The sequence below is a fragment of the Bradyrhizobium sp. 191 genome, from assembly GCF_023100985.1.
Taxonomy (GTDB): Bacteria; Pseudomonadota; Alphaproteobacteria; order Rhizobiales; family Xanthobacteraceae; genus Bradyrhizobium; species Bradyrhizobium diversitatis.
Window position 1 is genome coordinate 5235639 of sequence record NZ_CP064692.1, and the last position, 19759, is coordinate 5255397.

Consider the following 19759-nt stretch of genomic DNA (forward strand, 5'->3'; position numbering starts at 1 on the left):
TGTCATGCCCCGGCTCGACCGGGGCATCCAGTACGCCGTGGCCTCTCGATTCAATTGCTGCGGCCTCTGGAATACTGGATCACCCGCTTTCGCGGGTGATGACACCGAGTGTGTGGTGCTGCAATCGCCCGCCAGCCCGCGCCCCTACTGATCCGGCCCGAACTTGAACTTGCCGTCGCCCTCCAGATAAGGGCCGCTCCGCATGTAGAGCTGGCCGTTCTGGCCGATGAAGAACAGGGTGCCCTTCGGCACCTTCTTGGCTCCCTTCAGGAGCTCGCCGGCGTTGCTGGTACCCATTTTGTAGGCATAGGTTTTGCCGTCCCTGTCATAGGCATAGCCCATGTCGGGCTTGAGCTCCCAGGGCGTTGCTCCGGTTTGCGCCAATGCGGGCCCTGTGCATGCGCCGAGCGCGGCCACGATTGCAAATGTCTTGGTTGAAAATGCCGTCATCCCATCCTCCCACGGTCGGGACATTCCAGGCTTGAACAAATCACGAACGGCGCCGCCGGGTCAATTTGCGAAAGCGCCGCAGCGCATCACGTCTTGCCCAGTAGCTTGTGATTTTCCCTTCGTCCCCTCGCGACTATGTTCCGCTTTCCGTCTAGAACGCAATTCGACAAAATTACTGGTAGGGATGATTCGGATGCGCCATGTGATCAAGCTTTGCTGGGCTGCTGCATTGTCGCTGGCGGCGATGGCGCCGGCGGCCCGGGCCGATGATTACCAGCTCAGCCATAATCAGCGCATTTCCTGCAGCCGCGGCCTCGCCCCGGGCAAGCTGAACACGGCGACCTGCAAGTCCTACACTTATCTCTTCAACACCAAGACGTCGGAATATTTCCGCTGCCAGGTTTCCCTGGCTCTGACCCGCGACAACAAGGAAGTGATCAACGTCCAGACCGACGGCGGCTGCACCAAGAAACCGCGCATCTTCGAGACCGACGGACGTTACGACTTCGACGCGACCGAGACCGAGCCGCCGAACACCAACTCGTTCTTCGGTCCCGGCGGCTACTCGGTCTGGGCCGCCGACGTCACGGCGCAGAAAGTGCGCGGCTGCATCATCATCTCCTCCGGCCTCGGCTCCGACATCTCCAAATGCCTGGACATGACGTTCCAGTAGAGCGCCAGTGACGGTGCGCTCCCTCCCCCGCTTGGCCGGGGAGGGCTGGGGAGAGGGTGGCTCCACGATGGGATAGTCGCCTAGAGGAGAGAACACTCACCCGGCGCGCGGGACGATGCTGCGCATCGCCCGGACGCGCCGACCTCTCCCGCACACGGGAAAGGTGACCGAGCAAGCCGCTCCAGCCATCGCATCTGACGCAGCACTGCCCTCGCGCTGCGCCATCTCGCCGCACCCACCGGTTCCCAAGTCGAGCCGGATCGGCCGTTGGCCGCAGTCCTGTTTTGCCTTTTGGATGGGTTGACCCGCACCCCTCATCCGGCCAATTTCGCCGCCGGTTTGGGGAGAACAACAACCATGAAACGAACGATTTTCGGCGTGGCCGCGGCTCTTGCTCTGGCGGCGTCGGCGCCTTGCGCGCATGCGCAATCCTTCATCAACGTGCTGACCGGAGGCACCTCGGGCGTCTACTATCCGCTCGGCGTCGCAATCGGGAAGATCTACGGCGACAAGATTCCGAACGTGAAGACGCAGGTGCAGGCCACCAAGGCGTCGGTCGAGAATCTGATCCTGCTGCAGCAGGGGCGCGGCGAGCTGGCGTTCACGCTGGGCGATTCGCTGAAAGCGGCCTGGGACGGCGAGGAGGAGGCCGGCTTCAAGACCAAGCTGGACAAGCTCCGGACCATCGGCGCGATCTACCCGAACTACATCCAGATCGTCGCGACCGCCGACAGCGGTATCAAGACGCTCGCCGACCTCAAGGGCAAGAGCCTGTCGGTCGGCGCGCCGAAGTCGGGCACCGAGTTGAACTCGCGTGCGATCCTTGCGGCCGCCGGCATGAGCTACAAGGATCTCGGCAAGGTCGAATATCTGCCCTTCGCCGAATCGGTCGACCTCATGAAGAACCGGCAGCTCAACGCCACGCTGCAATCGGCCGGGCTTGGTGTCGCCTCGCTGAAGGACCTGTCGACCTCGAGCCCGATTACTGTGGTGTCGGTGCCGAAGGAAACCGTCGACAAGATCGGCCCGCCCTTCGTCTCGGCGATCATTCCGGCCAAGACCTATACCGGTCAGGACAAGGACGTGCCGACTGCGGCCGTGATCAACTATCTGGTCACGAGCTCCGCCGTGTCGGACGATCTCGCCTATCAGATGACCAAGCTGGTTTACGAATCGCTGCCCGAGCTCGTCAATGCTCACGCGGCCGGCAAGGAGATCAAGCTCGAGACCGCCGCTACCGGCAGCCCGGTTCCGCTGCACCCCGGCGCGATCCGCTATTACAAGGAAAAAGGGCTGATCAAGTAGGTCGGCTCTCGCCACGCTTCGTCATGGCCGGGCTTGTCCCGGCCATCCACGTTTTTAGGTTTGGCGACAAAGATCGTGGCCGGGGCGAGCCCGGCCATGACGGCTCGGATGGACCGTGCCAATGCTATAAGCGCTCGACGATTGGGGATGAGTTGGATGCTGGAAAAGGCGGAGGGTACCGAGACGGCGCCCGACAAGGTCAAGGTCGAGTTCGACAATTTCGAGCATGGCTTCCCGGAAGGCTTCGGCCCGGGCTGGTGGGGACGGCTCGCCTACTGGATCGGTATCGCATTCGCGACCTTCCAGCTCTATGTCGCCGCGTTCAACTATCTGCCGAGCCAGGTGGTGCGCGGCGTCCATGTCGGTTTCCTCGTCCTGCTCACCTTCGGCCTGATCGCGAACTTCACTGCGAAGAGCAGTTTCGGCCGTGCGCTCGGCTGGGTGATCGGCGGCGCCGGCTTCTTCTGCGGCCTCTATCAGTGGATCTTCTACGCCGACCTGATCGCGCGCGACGGCGATCCGACCCGGCTCGATCTCGTGGTCGGCACGCTTCTCGCGGTGCTGATCTTCGAGGGCACGCGGCGCCTGATGGGCGCGGCGCTGCCGCTGATGTGCGGCGCGTGCCTGCTCTATTGGTTCTTCGGCCAGTACCTGCCGTCGCCGCTCAACCATCGCGGCTATGATTTCGACCAGATCGTCACGCATCTGTCGTTCGGCACCGAAGGATTCTACGGCGTGCCGATCTACGTGTCGGCGACCTATATCTTCCTGTTCATCCTGTTCGGCTCGTTCCTCGAGCGCGCCGGCATGATCCAGCTCTTCACCGACGTCTCGCTCGGCCTGTTCGGCCGCACCCGTGGCGGGCCTGCCAAGGTCGCGGTGTTCGCCTCGGGCATGATGGGCACGATTTCAGGTTCGGGCGTTGCCAACGTCGTCACCGTCGGCCAGTTCACGATTCCCTTGATGATCAGATTCGGCTACCGCCGCGCCTTCGCCGCCGGCGTCGAGGCGACGGCGTCGATGGGCGGCCAGATCATGCCGCCGGTGATGGGCGCGGTCGCCTTCATCATGGCGGAGACGCTCGGCGTGCAGTATTCGGAGATCGTCAAGGCAGCGGCGATCCCTGCGATCCTCTATTTCGCGTCGGCCTTCTGGATGGTGCATCTGGAAGCCGGCAAGCACGGCCTCGTCGGCATGAAGCGTTCGGAGATCCCGAGCGCCTGGAAGGCGCTGGTGACGCGCTGGTATCTCGTGCTGCCGCTCGCCGCCCTCGTCTACATGCTGTTCGAGGGCTTCACGCCGCTCTATGCCGGTAGCATGGGCCTTGCGCTGACCGTGACGCTGATCCTTGGCACTGCCATCACGGCCGGCGTCTCCGCGACGGCGATTCGCTACATCTTCTGGATCGGACTTGCGCTCGTGGTTGCCGCGCTGTCGCGCGAGGGCCTTCAGATCGTGCCGGTCGCAAGCGTCGTGGTCGCCCTGATCGTGATCACCGCCTTCGTCCGCGGAGGGTTTACGGCGTTGCGCGCCTGCCGCGATGCGCTGGCCGAGAGCGCGAAATCCGCCATCACCGTCGGAATGGCCTGCGCCATCGTCGGCGTCATCATCGGCATGATGTCGCAGACCGGCGTCGGCACCATCTTCGGCGGCTGGGTGATCGGGCTCGGCGAGAAGAGCCTGTTCCTGGCGCTGGTCATGACCATGCTGCTGTCGATCCTGCTCGGCACCGGCATCCCAACCATCCCGACCTACATCATCACTGCCGCGCTCGCCGCGCCGGCGCTCGCCAAGCTCGGCGTGCCGCTGATCGCCAGCCACATGTTCGCGTTCTACTACGGTATCATGGCCGACCTGTCGCCGCCGGTGGCGCTCGCCGCGCTGGCGGCGGCACCGATCGCCAAGGAGAACCCGGACAAGATCGGCTGGGAGGCGATGCGCATCGCGCTCGCCGGTTACGTCATCCCCTTCATCTTCGTCTATTCGCCGGCGCTGCTGTTGCAGGCCGGCGATCCCATGGCGGCTAGGCTCGGCTTCTACGGCGCGGTGGCGCTGGCCGCCACCAAGGCGCTGGTGGCGATCGGCCTGTTCGGCATGGTCGCGATCGGCTTCCTGTTCACGCGGCTGACGCTGATCGAGCGCCTCGTCGCCCTCGGCGCTGCGTTCTGCCTGCTCGGCGAATTCCCGTTCAGCGACACCGCGGGCTTCGTGCTTGCTGCTGCGCTGGCGCTGTGGCAATGGCGGCAGCGTCCGCCGGCCCCGATCGAGGCGGCGTGAGCCTCTGCTTCGCCACCGCTGCCGGCGTGAAGGCGCTTGCGCTGTCCGCCTTCACGCTGGCCTGGACGCATTCGGTCGCGAAAGTCGAATGGCAGGAGGATTGGCAAGTCACCCCTGCCGGGCTCGAGCTGGTGCAGGCCCGCGTCAAGGGCACCGGCCCCGGCATGGAGCCGCCGCCCGAGGCGCGGCTCGTCGATGGCTGGTTTCAATGGCGGCCGCAGCGTCCGCCGATGCATGAGGTCGTGCTCGGTAATTCCGGTGCGGCCGGGGAATGGCGGTTGTGCCATGACGGGAAGTGCCGGACATTGTCGGAGATTGTCGGCCATCCGATCGGTGCTAACGTCACCACAATGAGCATCTGCGAACAACAAGAGAAATAAAGGGAGACATACGATGGATCGGCTCAAGGGCAAGGTTGCGATGGTGGTGGGCGCCGGCTCGATCGGCCCCGGCTGGGGCAATGGCAAGGCGACTGCGGTGACGTTCGCGCGTGAGGGCGCGCAGGTGTTCTGCGTCGATCGCAATGGTGCCGCGGCCGAGGAGACCGCGAAGATCATCACCGAGGAAGGCGGCAAGGCGACGGCGTTCACGGCCGACGTGTCGCGCGCAAGTGAGATCGAGGCGATGGTCGCGGCCTGTGTGAAGGCCCATGGCCGCATCGACGTGCTCGACAACAATGTCGGCATCGCCGAGATGGGCAGCGTGGTCGAGGTGAGTGAGGACAGCTGGGACCGCGTCTTCAGCGTCAACCTCAAGAGCGCCTATCTCGCCATGAAGCACGTCATCCCCGTCATGCTGAAGCAGGGCGGCGGGTCGATCATCAACATCTCCTCGATCGCCTCGATCCGCCACATGGGTATCTCCTACGTCACCTACGGCACCTCGAAGGCGGCGATGAACATGATGACGCGCACCACGGCGGTCGAGTTCGCACGGCATCATGTGCGGGTGAACGCGATCCTGCCCGGCTTGATGAAGACGCCGATGGTCGAACATTCAGCGGGGCTTGCCGCCAGCTACGCCAAGGGCGACGTCGAGGCGATGTGGCGCGCGCGCGATGCGCAGGTGCCGATGGGCCACATGGGCGATGCCTTCGACGTCGCCAACGCCGCGCTGTTCCTGGCCTCGGACGAGTCGAAATATGTGACGGGAATCGAGCTCGTGGTCGACGGCGGGATCACGTGCAAGGCGGGGGCGTAGGCTTCGCCTCATACTCCGTTGTCGTCCCGGACACGCGCGCCTCAAGCGCGCGCAGATCCGGAACCCATAGCCACAGGGTGGAGTTGTTTTGTCAAACAATAACTCCGAGTCATCGTAACCACATCTGCCTGTGGTTATGGGTCCCGGATCGGCGCTCCGCTTCGCTGCGCTTGTCCGGGACGACACCGAGCTACTGCGCCAGCGCCAGGATGCCGCCGGCGAAGGCGTGCCATGCCGCCGTCTCGCTGACCGGCCAGTTCAGCACCTTCACCGCCAATAGCGCGAGCGTGCCGTAGATGTAGACCGGATGCACGCGGCCTTCGGTGCGCCAGTCGCGCACCATGGCGACGACGAGCAGTAGGGAAGCGACGACAGCCGGTGCGATCGTCACGGGCACCGGCGGCGGACCGGGCGGTCCTGATGGCGCGAGGAAGGTCAGGAACCAGCGCGCAATCGCTGCATCGAGGATCGAGACCGCCGCCAGCAGCATGAGGCGCTTGTGGACCTCCGGTCTGCGCGTGTTCATGATCGCCAGCACGAACACCACGGCGAAGAACGCGATTCCGCTCATCGGCACGATCGAGAAGCCGATGCCGGCTTCCTTCTGCCCGAGCGCGGCGGAATGCTGCATCACGTGCACCGAAGCGAGGAAGCCGAAGATCGTCATCGCGGTCGCGAGCGATACGCCGGCGATGCCGAGCGAGCGGTGATTGACCACACGGCCCGAGGCCGCGAGCCAGGTCTGGAGCACGAAATAGAGCGACCAGGTGAAGAACAAGAGTCCGTGAAAGTGAATCACGGGGCTTGCCGACAATGTCCGTTGCGCGAGCGGCACCCAATAGGTCGGTGCGAAGCCGAGAAAGGCGGTGGCCGCGCAGGCCAGGGCCATGTGGAAATAAAAATATCGTGCAGGCGACGCCTCACGCGCGCGCACACGACGGTCGTCGATCAGGGTCGTCATCAGGAGTGTGTCTGGGAAGGTGGCCTTTGGTTCAAACTCGGCTATTCACCCTCCGCTGTCGTCCCGGACAAGCGCGCCTTAAGCGCGCGCCGATCCGGGACTCATAATCACCGGGTCACGCTTGGGGCAGGCTGGTCACTCCGAGTCTTCGTCAAACCCCTCCCTGTGGCTATGGATCCCGGATCTGCACTCCGCTCCAGTCAACGCTGCGCGTTGTCTGGCGCTTCGCTTGTCCGGGACGACACCGAGTTTGTATCGCGGAGTTGCGTCATCCCCCCGCGCTCAATTCTGCGCGATCGAGCTCTTCCTCCAGCCGATGAAACGCGTCGTCGCCGATCACCTCGGTGGTGCGGAGGTCGAAGATCGCTTTGCGCGCGGCCTCGATGGCGCGGCGGCGAAGAGGATCGGCGGGCAATTCGCCATTGGCGATGCCGCCGTTCGGGTCGGTCTCGGCCTGCATCAGGATGGCGCGATACTCGAGCCGCAGGATTTCCGCTTCCTCCGACGGATCGCTCTCGATCGCATCGAGCGCCGCGCGATAGGCGACCGCGCGCCCGCGCGCGACCTCGACGCCGACCGGATCATCGTCATCGAGGTCGAAGGCGAGGATCAGCGGCCGCAGCGTCAGACCCTGGATCACCAGCGAACCCAGCACGACGGCAAACGCAATGAAGACGATGAAGTCGCGATAGGGAAAGTTCTCGGGCAGGGCAAAGGCGGCGGCCAGCGTCACGAGGCCGCGCATGCCGCACCAGGAGATGATGAGTCCGCCCTTCGCCGAGGCGACCTGCTTCGGATCCTTCGGATGGTAGAACCCGCGCGCGACCAGTGCGCGCAACGTGGCGCGGTAGAACGTCACCCAGAACAGCCGCACCAGTACCACGGTGAGCAGGATCCAGCCGGCGGCCACGCAATATTCCCAGCGCACGTCCGCGTCCAGCCGCGTCCAGATCGGCCGCATCTGCATGCCGATCAGCATGAAGGCGAGCACGTTGAGCACGAACACCATCGTCTCCCAGACCGCATAGGACGGCACCCGCAGCCGCGCCGGCATGCGTGCCGGCGCCGTGCGCGCGATCGCGATGGCATAGACCACGATGGTGAGGATGCCGGAGAGGCCGAGATGCTCGGCGGCGATCCAGATCATGAAGGTGGTGGCGAACTGCACGATGATGGCGCTCGGGGCCTCCGTCACGCGCTCCATGATGGGCAGGATGATGCGGGCCGCCAGCAGGCCGGCCACGACGCTACCGACCAGGCCCAGCGCCATGGTCGGCGCGACCTCGCTCCAGGTTAGATGCTCGGTGGCGACCGCGCCGACGGCGATGCGATAGATCAGCAGCGCGCTGGCGTCGTTGAGCAGGCTCTCGCCCTCCAGCACCTTCACCATGCGATGAGGCAGCTTCACCTGGCTCAGGATCGCGACGGCAGCGGCCGCATCCGGCGGCGCCACGATCGCGCCGAGCGCGACCGCGGCGGCCCAGGGCATGTCGGGCATCAGCCGGTGCGCGACATAGGCCACGGCGGCCGTGGTCAGGCCGACCGCCGCGACCACCAGGGTCGAGACCGGAACCCAGTTGTTGCGCAGATCGCGCAGCGAGGTGTCGAAGGCGGCATCGAGCAGGACCGGTGCGACAAAAAGAGCCAACGCCAGGTCCGGCTCCAGCGCCCAGGACGGGCTGGACGGAACGAAGGCGATCAGAGCGCCACCGATGGCGAGAAAGGTCGGGTAGGGGACCTTGATCCGCCGCGCCAGCGCCGATAAGGCAACAGCGCCGAGCAGAAGCGCGATGATCCATTCGAATGTCGACACGATGATCCCCGAGACCGACCTGAGCGGCGCCACAAGCTAGCACCAATCCGGCCGTATGATGGATAGTGCAGCGTCAAGGCAAGACCTTTAGACAAGATCCTGAGACAAGTCCCTCCGACAGCAACGAGCATGCGTTCTTTCATTCACCTGTTCGGCGCCGGGCTGCTCTATGCACTCTCGCTCGCCCCGGCCGATGCTGCGACCGGCGGCGAGTCGGTTGCTGTGACGCAGGTCGATGTCGAGCTCTGCCTTGCGGCGACCGCGGCCGACGACGTGGACAAGGCGGCCACCGCCTGCGCCGCCGTGATCGACGATGAGAAGACGGCGAAGGAGGACCTGGTCAAGGTGCTGATCGCGCGCGGCGCACTGATGGCGAGGCACGACCAGGTCGATCGTGCTATCGCCGACGATAGCCGTGCTCTTGAGCTCGATCCGGGCCTTGCGGATGTCTTCAACGCACGCGGCGAGCTCTGGCTGAAGAAGGGCGACAAGCCCAAGGCGGTGCAGGATTTCGGCGCAGCACTCAAGATCGATCCGAACCATGCGAAGGCCAGGGCCAATCACAAGGCGATGGCGCGCGAGCTCGAGCGGATCGGCGCGCAGATGGCGGTCGCCGGCAAGCCCAGCTTCAATTGCGCGCGAGCGCGCCGCGCGGTGGAAAGGGCGATCTGCGGCAATCGCGAGCTTGCCGATCTCGACCGGGAGATTTTTGCAGCGAACGCGCGCGTGATCCGCGCGGCGCGCAATGCGGATGAAGCAAAGGCACTCCAGCGCGAGCAGGATGAATTCATCTCGCGCCGAAATGCCGGCTTCGGTCGGCCGGGCTATGATCTCAAAAAGGCGATGCAAGAGCGGTTGCAACGGCTGAACAGGGTCGACGGATATTGACGGGCCTTCGGCTCACGAGGAGCCGTCATGCGCGGGCTTGTCCCACCTGCGGGGCCGCTGAAGGCGTGGGCCTCCGCGGTCTGTGAGCCGCGGTTAAGCCGTCGATGGCAGGGACAAGCCCGGCCATGACGGCGCGGACGGACCCGATTTGAACCCATCCCTTGCCAGCCGCGACAACGGTGAGAACCCGACGTCACGGAGCCCAATGTCATGTGCGGCACTCAAGCCTCCGCGCAAGCGCCTTCTCCCGCCAAAAGCTCGCTTCGCGCCTTTTTCCTCAGCGCGGCGATCAGCCTTGTTCTCGCTTCCCCAGCCGCGGCGAGCACCGAGTGCGTGCTGGGCAGCAAGGCTGCCCCGGCAGAGTTGATTCCGGCGTGCAGCGCGATCATCGACAAGACTGCAAATCCGGCCTCCGATCGCAGCGCGGCCCTCGTTGTCCGCGCCGAAGCCCATGCGCGAACCCTTGGCGGGCAATCGCAGGCGCTGCGCGATCTGGACCGCGCTATCGCGCTCGACGGCAGGAACGCAAAGGCCTGGCGCCTGCGCGGCGACCTCCTGCGCGAGGCCGGCGGCGATCTCAGTCGCGCTGCGGCGGATTTGACCAGGGCGATCGAGCTCGATCCGAAGGATGCGGAGGCTTACGGGTCGCGCGGCGTGGTCTACACCAATCAGCGCCGGCTCGACCGCGCGCTCGCCGATTACGACCAGGCGATCAAGCTGAAGCCGGACGATGCGCAGGCCTGGTCCGACCGCGGCGTGGCCTATTATCTTGGCGGCGACAACGAGAAGGCGATCAGGAATTTCGACGAGGCGCTGCGGCTCGACCCCAACCGGCCTCGCACCTACACCAACCGCGGCGCGGCCTGGAAGAAGCTCGGCCAGAACGACAAATCGGTCGCCGACAACACCGAGGCCATCAGGCTCGACCCGAAACAGCCGGAATATTACGACAATCGCGGCCTTGCCTATGCCGCGATGGGCGAGTACGACAAGGCCATCGCCGATTACGACGAAGCGATCCGGCGTGAGCGGCGCGCCAACTTCCTGACCAACCGCGGCGATTCCTACCAGTTCAAGGGCGAGCTCGGGGCGGCGCTGAGCGACTATGATGCCGCGATCGAGCTCGATCCGAATTTTGCGAAGACCTACAACAACCGCGCCGTGCTCTACAAGAAGATGGGCGAACGCAAGAAGGCGCTGGCGGATTACGAGACGGCGCTGAAGCTTGATCCCGGCAACGAGAATGCAGCCAACGGCCGCCGCGCCATGACCGCCGAGATCGCGAAGTTCGGTGCCGACCCGCTGCGTCCGCTGAATGCGGCTTCCGGCAACGGCCCGTCGTTCGATTGCGCGACGGCGAAGCGCGAGGTCGAGAAGGTGATCTGTGCCGATCCGCAGCTCGGCGTGCTCGACCGCCAGATCGCCGAGGCCTACGAACGCGTGCTGAAGCTGGTGAACAAGCACTCGGCCGGCGAATTGCGCAGGACCCAGCGCGATTTCCTCGCCACCCGCAACACCAGCTTCCGCCGCCCCGACTATGATCTGAAGAAGATCATGCAGGAGCGGTTGCAGAAGCTGAACGCGATGGAGAGCTGAGAAGCGTTCCGCCCTCGTCGTCTCTCCTCGAGTCCAACCGCCACCGTCCTTCCGGAGACCCCTGCCGCCGCAAGCGGGGCGAGGGGGCGCACCGCCCGCGCGGCGGTAGTTGTGTCTTCCCCGAAAGGCCCATCCTTTTGAGCTTGAACCGCGGCCCGTTCCCGCGAAAATAGCTTCACAACAAGGCCGGCAATTGATCCTGGTCATGGCGGGGCGCCTGTCCTGCCACAAGGGTCAAGGGCAGGCGAATAAAGGCACGGGAGCGCGGGAATGAACGTCCAAGGAAACGCCGACGGCAAAAGTCGTTATCATGAGGTCCATGCGCGCTCGCTGGCCGATCCCGCCGGCTTCTGGGCCGAGGCGGCGAAGGAGATCGACTGGATCGAGCCTCCGACCAGGATCTTCGATCCCTCGCAAGGAACCTACGGCCGATGGTTCGCCGGCGGCGTCGTCAACAGCTGCTACAACGCGCTCGACCGCCATGTCGAACGCGGCCGTGCCGACCAGGTCGCGCTGATCCATGATTCGCCGCTGACCAATTCGGTCACCAAACTCACCTATGCCGAACTGCTGAGCGAGGTCCAGGCGCTCGCCGCCGTCATGCAGGACTTCGGGGTCGCCAAGGGCGACCGTGTCATCCTTTACATGCCGATGGTGCCGGAAGCGGTGGTCGCGATGCTGGCCTGCGCGCGCATCGGCGCGGTGCACTCGGTCGTGTTCGGGGGCTTTGCGGCGAAAGAGCTCGCCACCCGCATCGACGACGCGCAGCCGAAGCTGATCCTGTCCGCGAGCTGCGGCATCGAGCCCGGCCGTATCGTGCACTACAAGCCGCTGCTCGACGAGGCGATCAGGCTCGCCGGCAGCAAGCCGAAAGCCTGCATCGTGCTGCAGCGTCCGCAGCTCACCTGCGAGATGACGCCAAGCCGCGACTATGACTGGGCCAGCCTGCGCCGCAAGGCGCTGAACGACGGCAAGAGCGCTCCTTGCGTGCCTGTCGCCGCCACCGATCCGCTCTACATCCTCTACACCTCGGGCACGACCGGCGTGCCGAAGGGCGTCGTGCGCGACAATGGCGGGCATCTCGTCGCGGTGAAATGGTCGATGTTCAACCTCTATGGCGTCAAGCCGGGCGAGGTCTGGTGGTGCGGCTCCGACATCGGCTGGGTGGTCGGCCACAGCTACATCGTCTACGGACCGCTGTTTCATGGCGCGACCACGATCATGTACGAGGGCAAGCCCGTCGGCACGCCCGATGCCGGCGCGTTCTGGCGCGTGATCTCCGAGCACAAGGCGGTGGCCTTCTTTACCGCTCCGACCGCATTCCGCGCCATCCGCAAGGACGATCCGGAGGGAAAATTCATCCGGCAGTACGACCTCTCCAAATTCCGCACGCTGTTCCTCGCCGGCGAGCGCGCCGATCCGCCGACGGTGGAGTGGGCTGAGCAGCAGCTGAAGGTGCCGGTGATCGACCATTGGTGGCAGACCGAGACCGGCTGGTGCATCGCCGGCAATCCGATCGGGCTCGGCATGCTACCCGTGAAGCACGGCTCGCCGACGGTGCCGATGCCGGGCTACCAGGTCGACGTCGTCGATGAAGCGGCAAAGCCGGTCGGCGCCAACACCATGGGCTCGATCGTCATCAAGCTGCCGATGCCGCCGGGCTGTCTGCCGACGCTGTGGAATCAGGACGAGCGCTTCAAGGAAGCCTACCTCAGCGAATTCCCCGGCTATTACAAAACCTCTGATGCCGGCTACAAGGACGAGGACGGCTATGTCTTCGTCATGGGCCGCACCGACGACATCATCAACGTCGCCGGCCATCGGCTTTCCACAGGCGGCATGGAGGAGATTTTGGCCTCGCATCCCGACGTCGCCGAATGCGCCGTGCTCGGCGTCAAGGACGCGATCAAGGGCGAGGTGCCCTGCGGCTTCCTGGTGCTCAAGGCCGGCGTGAAGCGCCCGCCCGCCGAGATCGAGAAGGAGATCATCGCATTGGTGCGCGACAAGCTCGGCCCGGTCGCCGCCTTCAAGCTCGCCATCACCGTCGGCCGCCTGCCCAAGACACGTTCCGGAAAGATCCTGCGCGGCACCATCAAGAAAATCGCCGACGGCGAATCCTGGACCATGCCGGCGACCATTGAGGACCCCAAGGCGCTCGAGGAGATCGGGGAGGCGCTGAAGGGAAGGGTGTGACGCGAAGCGCCATTCCGGGGCGGGAAGGGCGGTTGCTTCAACGTCCTCCACTGGCATCACCCGCAGAAAGCGGGTGATCCAGTATTCCGCGGCAGTTGTGTGAGCCAATGACCGCCGCGGCGTACTGGATTCCCCGCCTGCGCGGGGAATGACAGTGGGTGCGGGAACGGCGTTCGGGGACTTACAATCTCCGCATTCCACGCTAAACAGGGCGGCCGACAGGGAACCTCGCATGCCACTCGCCGTCACGTCGCGCCTGCTTGCAGCCGCAACTCTCGCCATCGCTCTTTCCGCCTGCTCCGCGCGCTACCAGACGCCGGTGGCCATGGGCGGCGACGATGACGACGCGGTCTGCCAGAGCCGGGGCTATGCGCAGGGCTCGCCGGAATACGTGGCCTGCCGCAAGGACCGTGACGTCCAGCGCAATGCCGCCATCGCCCGCGCCGACCGCCGCCAGCGCGATCTCGGCGAGTACATGCTGAACAATCCCGAGCGGCCGTGATGTGAGGCGCGGCATTATGGTGCCGCTCCACGCGCCGTGCATTCGTGCTTTTCGTGACACATCTGCAACGCCTCGACCAAATCGTGGCGCGCTTGTCCTGATTTGATCGGCATCAAATCCTTCACCATCCCCTTTCTGCTCTGACGCTGATGTCGCGCAACGATGCGCGAGAGATGGCTGAAGGGGATTGAAATGCACAGAACGACGAGAAACCTGGCGCGGCTCGCCACGATTGGCGCGATGCTCGTGGGCACCTTTGCCTCGGCGCAGGCTGCCGATTTGCCGGTCTACAAGAAGGCGCCGCCGCCGGTTGAGGCGTTCAATCCATGGATGATCCGCCTGCGCGCGCTCGGCGTGCTGCCCGATGGCGGCGGCAGCAGCGTGAACGTGGCGGGGGTGCCCTCGCTCTCGTCGCCGAATTCCGGCCTCTCGATCAGCGATCAGGTCGTTCCCGAGCTCGACATCAGCTATTTCTTCACCAAGAACATCGCGGCCGAGCTGATCCTCGGCGTGACCAGGCACTCGATCAGCGGCACCGGCTCGCTGGCAAACCTGCCGATCGGCAAGACCACGCTGCTGCCGCCGACGCTGACGCTGCAATATCACTTCGACAATTTCGGTGCGTTCAAGCCCTATATCGGCGCCGGCGTGAACTACACGGTGTTCTTCAACAACTCCGCCGCGAATGCGCCGGCCGCAATCGCCGGTCCGCCCGCGATCGTCGCCACGACCACCAACCTGCACGTCAGCAACGCCTGGGGCGGCGCCGTCCAGTTCGGCTTCGACTACATGATCGACCGGCACTGGGGTCTCAACGTCGACGTCAAGAAGCTCTGGCTGCGTCCGAACTACTCGGCGACTGTCTCCGGCCTGCCGGTCACCGGCACAGCGCATATCGATCCGTGGCTGGTCGGCGCGGGTGTGACGTACAAGTTCTGAGGACGCTCGCTTGGAGACGAGCTGTGGCCGCAGCTGACCCTGCGCTCCCTCCCCCCTTGCGGGGGAGGGCGGGGGAGAGGGGTGGCCCAGCAAACGGTGTATGAGAGTCGCGCGAGACGTTTCGAGATGATGGACGGAGTCCCCGTAGGGTACCCCTCTCCCTAACCCTCCCCCGCAAGGGGGGAGGGGACGCAGTGTGCTTGCGGCGACATGCGTCGTACTCGTTCAGCTGTCTTCAAAAAACAAAAACGCGGCGGGTTCTCCCGCCGCGTTTTGCATTGTGGTCGATCGCAAACGAAGAGGGAGAGGCCTTACTCCTCCTCGTCTTCGTGCTTCTTGCCGCCGAGCGTCTTCAGCTTGGCGAACACGGCGTCGACATTGAGATCGTCGCTGGACTTTTCTGTAGGCTCGTACTCGTCCTTGCGGGTGGTCTCGGAGGCCGGCAGCAGGGTCGCGCCGCCATAGGTTGCGTCGATCGGCTTTTCCTTGGCAGCGCGCTGCACCTCAAAATCGAGTTCGATCTGCGAGCAGAGGCCGAGGGTGACGGGGTCGATCGGGGTGAGCTGGGACGTGTTCCAGTGGGTGCGGTCGCGCACGCTGGCAATGGTGCTCTTGGTGGTGCCGACCAGCCGCATGATCTGGGCGTCCTTGAGTTCCGGATGGCTGCGCAGCAGCCAGAGGATGGCGCTCGGACGCTCGTGGCGGCGCGAGACAGGGGTGTAACGCGGTCCCTTGCGCTTGGGCTGCGGCGGCAGCACGACCTTGCTCTCCTGCAGGCGGAGCCGGTAATCCGGGTTCTTCTCACCCTTCTCGATCTCCTCGCGCGTCAGCTGGCCGTTGGAGAGCGGATCCATGCCCTTGATGCCCTGGGCGGCGTCGCCGTCGGCGATCGCGCGGACCTCGAGGGGGTGCATCTTGGTGAAATCGGCGACCTGGTCGAAGGTCAGCGCGGTGTTGTCGAGCAGCCAGACGGCGGTCGCCTTGGGCATCAGAGGTGCGTTGCTCATGGCAAATCTCCTTTGTGCTTCGCCCACCCCTCTGGAGGCGAAACCGGTGGTCATCAGCGATGACAGGGAATTCGCGCTATATAAGCCGGGAGGGGGCAGCCACGCAATGGTTCTGCTATAGATAGTGCCTTGACACCGCCCGAAAGGGGGCCCAATTCCCTTTGAACCGCTGTAGGGTTCAAGCCGACCGTTTTAAGCCCCTGTTCAATCCATCGACCGCCCCCGCCAGAAGGCGAAACGGGCGATTCGGTCCCGAGATCGCTCAATGTCAGCCAAACCAGACCTCAAGATCGTGCTTTGTTCTCCCCGCGGCTTTTGTGCCGGCGTGGTTCGGGCGATCGACACCGTGGAACGAGCGCTCGATAAGTACGGCGCCCCGGTCTATGTTCGCCACGAGATTGTGCACAATAAGTACGTCGTCGACGGGTTGAAGAAGAAGGGCGCCATCTTCGTCGAGGAGCTCGCTGAAATCCCGGAAAACACCACCGCTCCGGTGGTGTTCTCGGCGCACGGCGTGCCGAAGTCGGTTCCGGCCGACGCCCAGTCCCGCAATCTGTTCTCGCTGGATGCGACCTGCCCGCTGGTGACCAAGGTCCACCGCGAGGCCGCGATTCATTTCAAGCGCGGCCGCGAGATCTTTCTGATCGGCCACTCCCACCATCCCGAGGTGGTCGGCACGCTCGGCCAGCTTCCGCCCGGTGCCGTAACCCTGATCGAGACCGCCGAGGACGCCAAGACGATCACGCCGAAGGACCCCAACAACCTCGCCTTCGTGACCCAGACCACGCTGTCGATCGACGACACCGCGGAGATCGTGGCGCTGCTCAAGGAGCGCTTCCCGAACATCAACGGTCCGCACAAGGAAGACATCTGCTACGCCACCACCAACCGCCAGCTCGCGGTGAAGAAGGTGGCGCCGGTGGTGGACGCCCTGATCGTGGTCGGTGCGCCGAATTCGTCGAACTCGCAGCGCCTGCGCGAGGTTGCCGAGCGCGAGGGCTGCAAGATCGCGGTGCTGGCGCAGCGCGCCACCGACATCGACTGGACCAGGTTCGGCAACATCGCCAGTCTCGGCATCACGGCGGGCGCCTCTGCGCCGGAAGTGATCGTCGAGGAGATCATGGACGCCTTCGCCGAGCGCTACACGCTGCATGTGGAGACGGTCTCGGCCGCGGAGGAGAACGAGTTCTTCCCGCTGCCGCGTCAGGTGCGCCCCGAAGCTGCCGCCGAGTAGACCTCTATGGCGGTCTACACCGACGTTGCCGCCGACGAGCTTGCGGATTTCCTGAAACAATACGATCTCGGCGAATTGCTCTCCTATAAGGGCATCGCCGAGGGTGTCGAGAATTCCAACTTCCTGCTGCACACCAGCAAGGGCTCGTTCATTCTCACGCTCTACGAGAAGCGCGTGGCGAAGAACGATCTGCCGTTCTTCCTCGCACTGATGACGCATCTGGCCGAGCACGGCGTCAATTGTCCGCTGCCCGTGAAGGCGAAAGATGGCGAGGCGCTGCGCGAGCTGGCAGGCCGGCCCGCGGCGATCATCACCTTTCTCGAAGGCGTCTGGCCGCGCAAGCCGAACGCGACGCATTGCGCCGGGGTCGGCGACGGGCTGGCGAAACTGCATCTGGCGGGCGCGAACTTTGCGATCAAGCGCACCAATGCGCTATCGGTTTCCGGCTGGCGGCCGTTGTTCGACGCGGCTTCAGGCCGCGCCGACGAGGTGCAGCCGGGCTTGCGCGATTTTCTTGCAGCCGAGCTCGATTATCTCTCGAGCGGCGTCTGGCCGACCAATCTGCCGGAGGGCGTGATCCACGCGGACCTCTTCAACGACAACGTCTTCTTCCTCGGCGACAAGCTCTCGGGCATCATCGACTTCACCTTCGCCTGCAACGACATGCTGGCCTATGACGTCGCGATCTGCCTCAACGCCTGGTGCTTCGAGCCGGATCACTCCTTCAACGTCACCAAGGCGCGCGCTTTTCTCAACGCCTATGGCCGGGTGCGCAAGCTCTCCGAGACCGAAGAGGCGGCGCTGCCGCTGCTGGCGCGCGGCGCCGCGATCCGCTTCCTGCTGACGCGGCTGGTCGATTGGCTCAACGTGCCGCCGGGCGCGCTGGTCAGGCCGAAGGATCCCCTGGAATATTTCCGCAAGCTGCGCTTCCACCAGAGCGTGACGAGTGCGCGGGACTATGGGCTGACGCCGTCTGGGCTGGTGGCGTGAGCGAGCTCCCCAACGTCACGATCTATACCGACGGCGCCTGCTCGGGAAATCCCGGGCCGGGCGGCTGGGGCGCGATCCTGAAGTTCGGCGACAAGGAAAAGGAGCTGAACGGCGGCCAGCCGCACACCACCAACAACCAGATGGAATTGATGGCGGCGATCTCGGCGCTCGAAGCGCTGAAGAGGCCGTGCACGGTCGATCTCTACACCGACAGCCAGTATGTCCGGCAGGGCATCACCGGCTGGATCTTCGGCTGGAAGCGCAACGGCTGGCGCACCGCCGACAAGAAGCCGGTGAAGAATGTCGAGCTATGGCAGCGCCTGGATGCCGCGCTGAAGCAGCATGAGGTCCGCTGGCACTGGGTCAAGGGCCACGCCGGCCACCCCGAGAACGAGCGCGCCGATCAGCTCGCGCGCGAGGGCGTCGCGATGGCGCGCTTGCAGCAGCGGGTGAGGGAGTAGGGTTTTTGTTTCGTCATTCCGGGGCGGTGCAAAGCACCGAACTCAGGTGCGCAGTTGCGCACCTGAGAATCTCGAGATTCCGGGTTCGCCTGCGGCGCCCCGGAATGACATCATTCTTACAGCTGCCCGAGCAGCGTATCGCCGCCGGAGACCTCGACCTTGCCGGGCATCGCCTCGAGGTTCAGCTTCTTGACCACGCCGTCCTCGATCAGCATCGAATAGCGCTTGGAGCGGATGCCGAGGCCGTTGGCGGAGGCGTCCAGCTCCATGCCGATCGCCTTGGTGAAGTCGGCATTGCCATCGGCGAGGAAGACGGCCTCGTCGCGCTGGTCGGTGTCGCGCTTCCAGACGTTCATGACGAAGGCGTCATTGACGGAGATGATAGCGATGGTGTCGACGCCCTTGTCCTTGATGGCATAGGCGTTGAGGAAGATGCTCGGCAGATGCATCTTGTGGCAGGTGCCGGTATAGGCGCCGGGTACCGCGAACAGCGCCACCTTCTTGCCCTTGAAGATGTCGTCGGTGGTCTTCACCTGCGGGCCTTCCGCCGTCATCACGCGGAATTTCGCCTCGGGCAGCTTGTCGCCAATCTGGATCGCCATCGTCAGTCTCCCTGAAAATCGGTCCCGCTTTTTAGACCGGGCGGCCGGCCTGCACAATATTGCCGGCGGGGAAAGCGGCAGGGCCTGTGGCTTTCACCGTGATGTCATCAGTCCGCAAATCCGCCGCCGTCGAGGAAGGCCTGCTCTTCCTCGGTGGTGTCGCGGCCGAGGATGCGGTTGCGGTGGGGGAAGCGGCCGAACCGCTGGATGATGTCGGCGTGATCCCGCGCGTATTTCTGGTTTTCGGTATTGTCGGTGTTCTGAAACAGCGCGATGCAGTGCAATTGGTCGGGCAGGTGCTCGGAATGCATGAAGGGCAAATAGAGGAATTCGAGCAGGATGGGGTCGATCCTGCGATCAACGCCCCGATCGATGGCACGGCGGGCGACGTCGCGCGCCAGCGCGTCGCTGGCAAAGGCTTGCCGCGTGCCACGGAACATGTTGCGGGGAAACTGGTCGAGCACGATGACGAGCGCGAGCGCGCCGTCGTCGCTCGCCTCCCATGATGCCAGCTCGCCAACGGCCGCTCTCTGCCACAGCGAGAGAAAGCGGCGTCTTATCTCCGCATCGAAAGCGTCGCTGCGCTCGTACCACCGTTCGCGCCCGGCCTCTCGCCAGAAGGCGAGAACGCCTGATGGCGTGATGTCGCGGGCGTCAGTCATGAACGG

The 19759-nt window shown here is 64.7% G+C and carries 19 protein-coding genes; 13 read left to right on the forward strand and 6 right to left on the reverse strand.

Annotated elements, in window-relative coordinates; all coding sequences use genetic code 11:
• Window positions 1–144 precede the first annotated feature (144 nt).
• Complete coding sequence (locus IVB23_RS24360) at window positions 145–450, reverse strand: hypothetical protein (RefSeq protein ID WP_247800347.1); 306 nt, start codon at window positions 448–450, stop codon at window positions 145–147.
• Window positions 451–643: 193 nt separating this feature from the next.
• Between IVB23_RS24360 and IVB23_RS24365 the strand changes: the two genes are divergently transcribed.
• The 5 genes from IVB23_RS24365 to IVB23_RS24385 all read left to right on the forward strand — a co-directional run bounded on the left by IVB23_RS24365 (window position 644) and on the right by IVB23_RS24385 (window position 5905).
• Window positions 644–1123, forward strand: coding sequence for a hypothetical protein (locus IVB23_RS24365; RefSeq protein WP_061881245.1), 480 nt, complete (start codon window positions 644–646; stop codon window positions 1121–1123).
• Between the two features lie 357 nt (window positions 1124–1480).
• Window positions 1481–2428, forward strand: a complete 948-nt coding sequence (locus IVB23_RS24370; protein WP_197966580.1) for a TAXI family TRAP transporter solute-binding subunit — start codon at window positions 1481–1483, stop codon at window positions 2426–2428.
• 156 nt (window positions 2429–2584) lie between these two features.
• Entirely contained in the window at window positions 2585–4705 is a 2121-nt protein-coding gene (locus tag IVB23_RS24375) for a TRAP transporter permease (RefSeq protein WP_061881136.1), read from the forward strand.
• Window positions 4666–5085 (forward strand): DUF1850 domain-containing protein, encoded by a 420-nt coding sequence (locus tag IVB23_RS24380; protein ID WP_061881135.1) that lies wholly within the window; start codon window positions 4666–4668, stop codon window positions 5083–5085. Before IVB23_RS24375 ends, IVB23_RS24380 begins: the two co-directional genes overlap by 40 nt.
• Window positions 5086–5098: 13 nt before the next feature.
• The gene (locus IVB23_RS24385) at window positions 5099–5905 is read left to right on the forward strand and encodes a glucose 1-dehydrogenase (RefSeq protein ID WP_247800348.1); all 807 of its coding nucleotides are present in this window, start codon (window positions 5099–5101) and stop codon (window positions 5903–5905) included.
• A 190-nt stretch (window positions 5906–6095) separates the two neighbouring features.
• On the opposite strand, the gene IVB23_RS24390 is transcribed toward IVB23_RS24385, so the two are convergent.
• Together IVB23_RS24390 and IVB23_RS24395 are read right to left on the reverse strand one after the other, a co-directional pair.
• A complete protein-coding gene (locus tag IVB23_RS24390; RefSeq protein WP_061881133.1) occupies window positions 6096–6866 on the reverse strand; it encodes a hypothetical protein in 771 nt (256 codons plus the stop codon).
• A gap of 268 nt (window positions 6867–7134) precedes the next feature.
• A complete protein-coding gene (locus IVB23_RS24395; protein WP_082822111.1) occupies window positions 7135–8712 on the reverse strand; it encodes a sodium:proton antiporter in 1578 nt (525 codons plus the stop codon).
• Between the two features lie 96 nt (window positions 8713–8808).
• Here IVB23_RS24395 and IVB23_RS24400 point away from each other — a divergent pair, with 96 nt between their 5' ends.
• The 5 genes from IVB23_RS24400 to IVB23_RS24420 all read left to right on the forward strand — a co-directional run bounded on the left by IVB23_RS24400 (window position 8809) and on the right by IVB23_RS24420 (window position 14797).
• Window positions 8809–9567: a tetratricopeptide repeat protein gene (locus IVB23_RS24400; protein ID WP_247800349.1), complete on the forward strand. Its 759-nt coding sequence runs from the start codon at window positions 8809–8811 to the stop codon at window positions 9565–9567.
• A 210-nt stretch (window positions 9568–9777) separates the two neighbouring features.
• Window positions 9778–11163, forward strand: coding sequence for a tetratricopeptide repeat protein (locus IVB23_RS24405; RefSeq protein WP_247800350.1), 1386 nt, complete (start codon window positions 9778–9780; stop codon window positions 11161–11163).
• A gap of 270 nt (window positions 11164–11433) precedes the next feature.
• Entirely contained in the window at window positions 11434–13356 is a 1923-nt protein-coding gene (locus tag IVB23_RS24410) for a propionyl-CoA synthetase (protein ID WP_247800351.1), read from the forward strand.
• Between the two features lie 232 nt (window positions 13357–13588).
• A complete protein-coding gene (locus IVB23_RS24415; RefSeq protein ID WP_061881129.1) occupies window positions 13589–13858 on the forward strand; it encodes a hypothetical protein in 270 nt (89 codons plus the stop codon).
• 192 nt (window positions 13859–14050) lie between these two features.
• Complete coding sequence (locus tag IVB23_RS24420) at window positions 14051–14797, forward strand: OmpW family outer membrane protein (protein ID WP_028180280.1); 747 nt, start codon at window positions 14051–14053, stop codon at window positions 14795–14797.
• 311 nt (window positions 14798–15108) lie between these two features.
• Here the strand turns inward: IVB23_RS24420 and IVB23_RS24425 are convergent, their stop codons facing one another.
• Window positions 15109–15804: a cell cycle transcriptional regulator TrcR gene (locus tag IVB23_RS24425; RefSeq protein ID WP_247800353.1), complete on the reverse strand. Its 696-nt coding sequence runs from the start codon at window positions 15802–15804 to the stop codon at window positions 15109–15111.
• Window positions 15805–16069: 265 nt separating this feature from the next.
• Between IVB23_RS24425 and ispH the strand changes: the two genes are divergently transcribed.
• From ispH to rnhA, 3 genes are read left to right on the forward strand one after another with little or no spacing between them, the layout of a single operon-like run.
• Window positions 16070–17038 (forward strand): 4-hydroxy-3-methylbut-2-enyl diphosphate reductase, encoded by a 969-nt coding sequence (ispH, locus tag IVB23_RS24430; RefSeq protein ID WP_061881126.1) that lies wholly within the window; start codon window positions 16070–16072, stop codon window positions 17036–17038.
• A gap of 6 nt (window positions 17039–17044) precedes the next feature.
• Entirely contained in the window at window positions 17045–18028 is a 984-nt protein-coding gene (locus IVB23_RS24435; protein ID WP_061881125.1) for a homoserine kinase, read from the forward strand.
• The gene (gene rnhA, locus IVB23_RS24440; RefSeq protein ID WP_061881124.1) at window positions 18025–18489 is read left to right on the forward strand and encodes a ribonuclease HI; all 465 of its coding nucleotides are present in this window, start codon (window positions 18025–18027) and stop codon (window positions 18487–18489) included. The genes IVB23_RS24435 and rnhA overlap by 4 nt, the downstream gene beginning before the upstream one ends.
• A 116-nt stretch (window positions 18490–18605) precedes the next feature.
• On the opposite strand, the gene IVB23_RS24445 is transcribed toward rnhA, so the two are convergent.
• Window positions 18606–19091 carry a peroxiredoxin gene (locus IVB23_RS24445; protein WP_247800355.1) on the reverse strand — a complete coding sequence of 162 codons (486 nt, stop codon included), beginning with the start codon at window positions 19089–19091 and terminating at the stop codon, window positions 18606–18608.
• 107 nt (window positions 19092–19198) lie between these two features.
• Window positions 19199–19753, reverse strand: a complete 555-nt coding sequence (locus tag IVB23_RS24450; RefSeq protein WP_247800356.1) for a DUF924 family protein — start codon at window positions 19751–19753, stop codon at window positions 19199–19201.
• Between the last annotated feature and the right edge of the window lie 6 nt (window positions 19754–19759).

Coding starts and splice junctions, on each gene's coding strand:
- IVB23_RS24360 (WP_247800347.1), bottom strand. CDS start 450: ATGACGGCATTTTCAACCAAGACATTTGCAATCGTGGCCGCGCTCGGC.
- IVB23_RS24405 (WP_247800350.1), top strand. CDS start 9,778: ATGTGCGGCACTCAAGCCTCCGCGCAAGCGCCTTCTCCCGCCAAAAGC.
- IVB23_RS24415 (WP_061881129.1), top strand. CDS start 13,589: ATGCCACTCGCCGTCACGTCGCGCCTGCTTGCAGCCGCAACTCTCGCC.
- IVB23_RS24380 (WP_061881135.1), top strand. CDS start 4,666: ATGGCGGCAGCGTCCGCCGGCCCCGATCGAGGCGGCGTGAGCCTCTGC.
- ispH (WP_061881126.1), top strand. CDS start 16,070: ATGTCAGCCAAACCAGACCTCAAGATCGTGCTTTGTTCTCCCCGCGGC.
- IVB23_RS24445 (WP_247800355.1), bottom strand. CDS start 19,091: ATGGCGATCCAGATTGGCGACAAGCTGCCCGAGGCGAAATTCCGCGTG.
- IVB23_RS24385 (WP_247800348.1), top strand. CDS start 5,099: ATGGATCGGCTCAAGGGCAAGGTTGCGATGGTGGTGGGCGCCGGCTCG.
- IVB23_RS24365 (WP_061881245.1), top strand. CDS start 644: ATGCGCCATGTGATCAAGCTTTGCTGGGCTGCTGCATTGTCGCTGGCG.
- IVB23_RS24435 (WP_061881125.1), top strand. CDS start 17,045: ATGGCGGTCTACACCGACGTTGCCGCCGACGAGCTTGCGGATTTCCTG.
- IVB23_RS24400 (WP_247800349.1), top strand. CDS start 8,809: ATGCGTTCTTTCATTCACCTGTTCGGCGCCGGGCTGCTCTATGCACTC.
- IVB23_RS24370 (WP_197966580.1), top strand. CDS start 1,481: ATGAAACGAACGATTTTCGGCGTGGCCGCGGCTCTTGCTCTGGCGGCG.
- IVB23_RS24420 (WP_028180280.1), top strand. CDS start 14,051: ATGCACAGAACGACGAGAAACCTGGCGCGGCTCGCCACGATTGGCGCG.
- IVB23_RS24450 (WP_247800356.1), bottom strand. CDS start 19,753: ATGACTGACGCCCGCGACATCACGCCATCAGGCGTTCTCGCCTTCTGG.
- IVB23_RS24425 (WP_247800353.1), bottom strand. CDS start 15,804: ATGAGCAACGCACCTCTGATGCCCAAGGCGACCGCCGTCTGGCTGCTC.
- IVB23_RS24390 (WP_061881133.1), bottom strand. CDS start 6,866: ATGACGACCCTGATCGACGACCGTCGTGTGCGCGCGCGTGAGGCGTCG.
- IVB23_RS24410 (WP_247800351.1), top strand. CDS start 11,434: ATGAACGTCCAAGGAAACGCCGACGGCAAAAGTCGTTATCATGAGGTC.
- IVB23_RS24375 (WP_061881136.1), top strand. CDS start 2,585: ATGCTGGAAAAGGCGGAGGGTACCGAGACGGCGCCCGACAAGGTCAAG.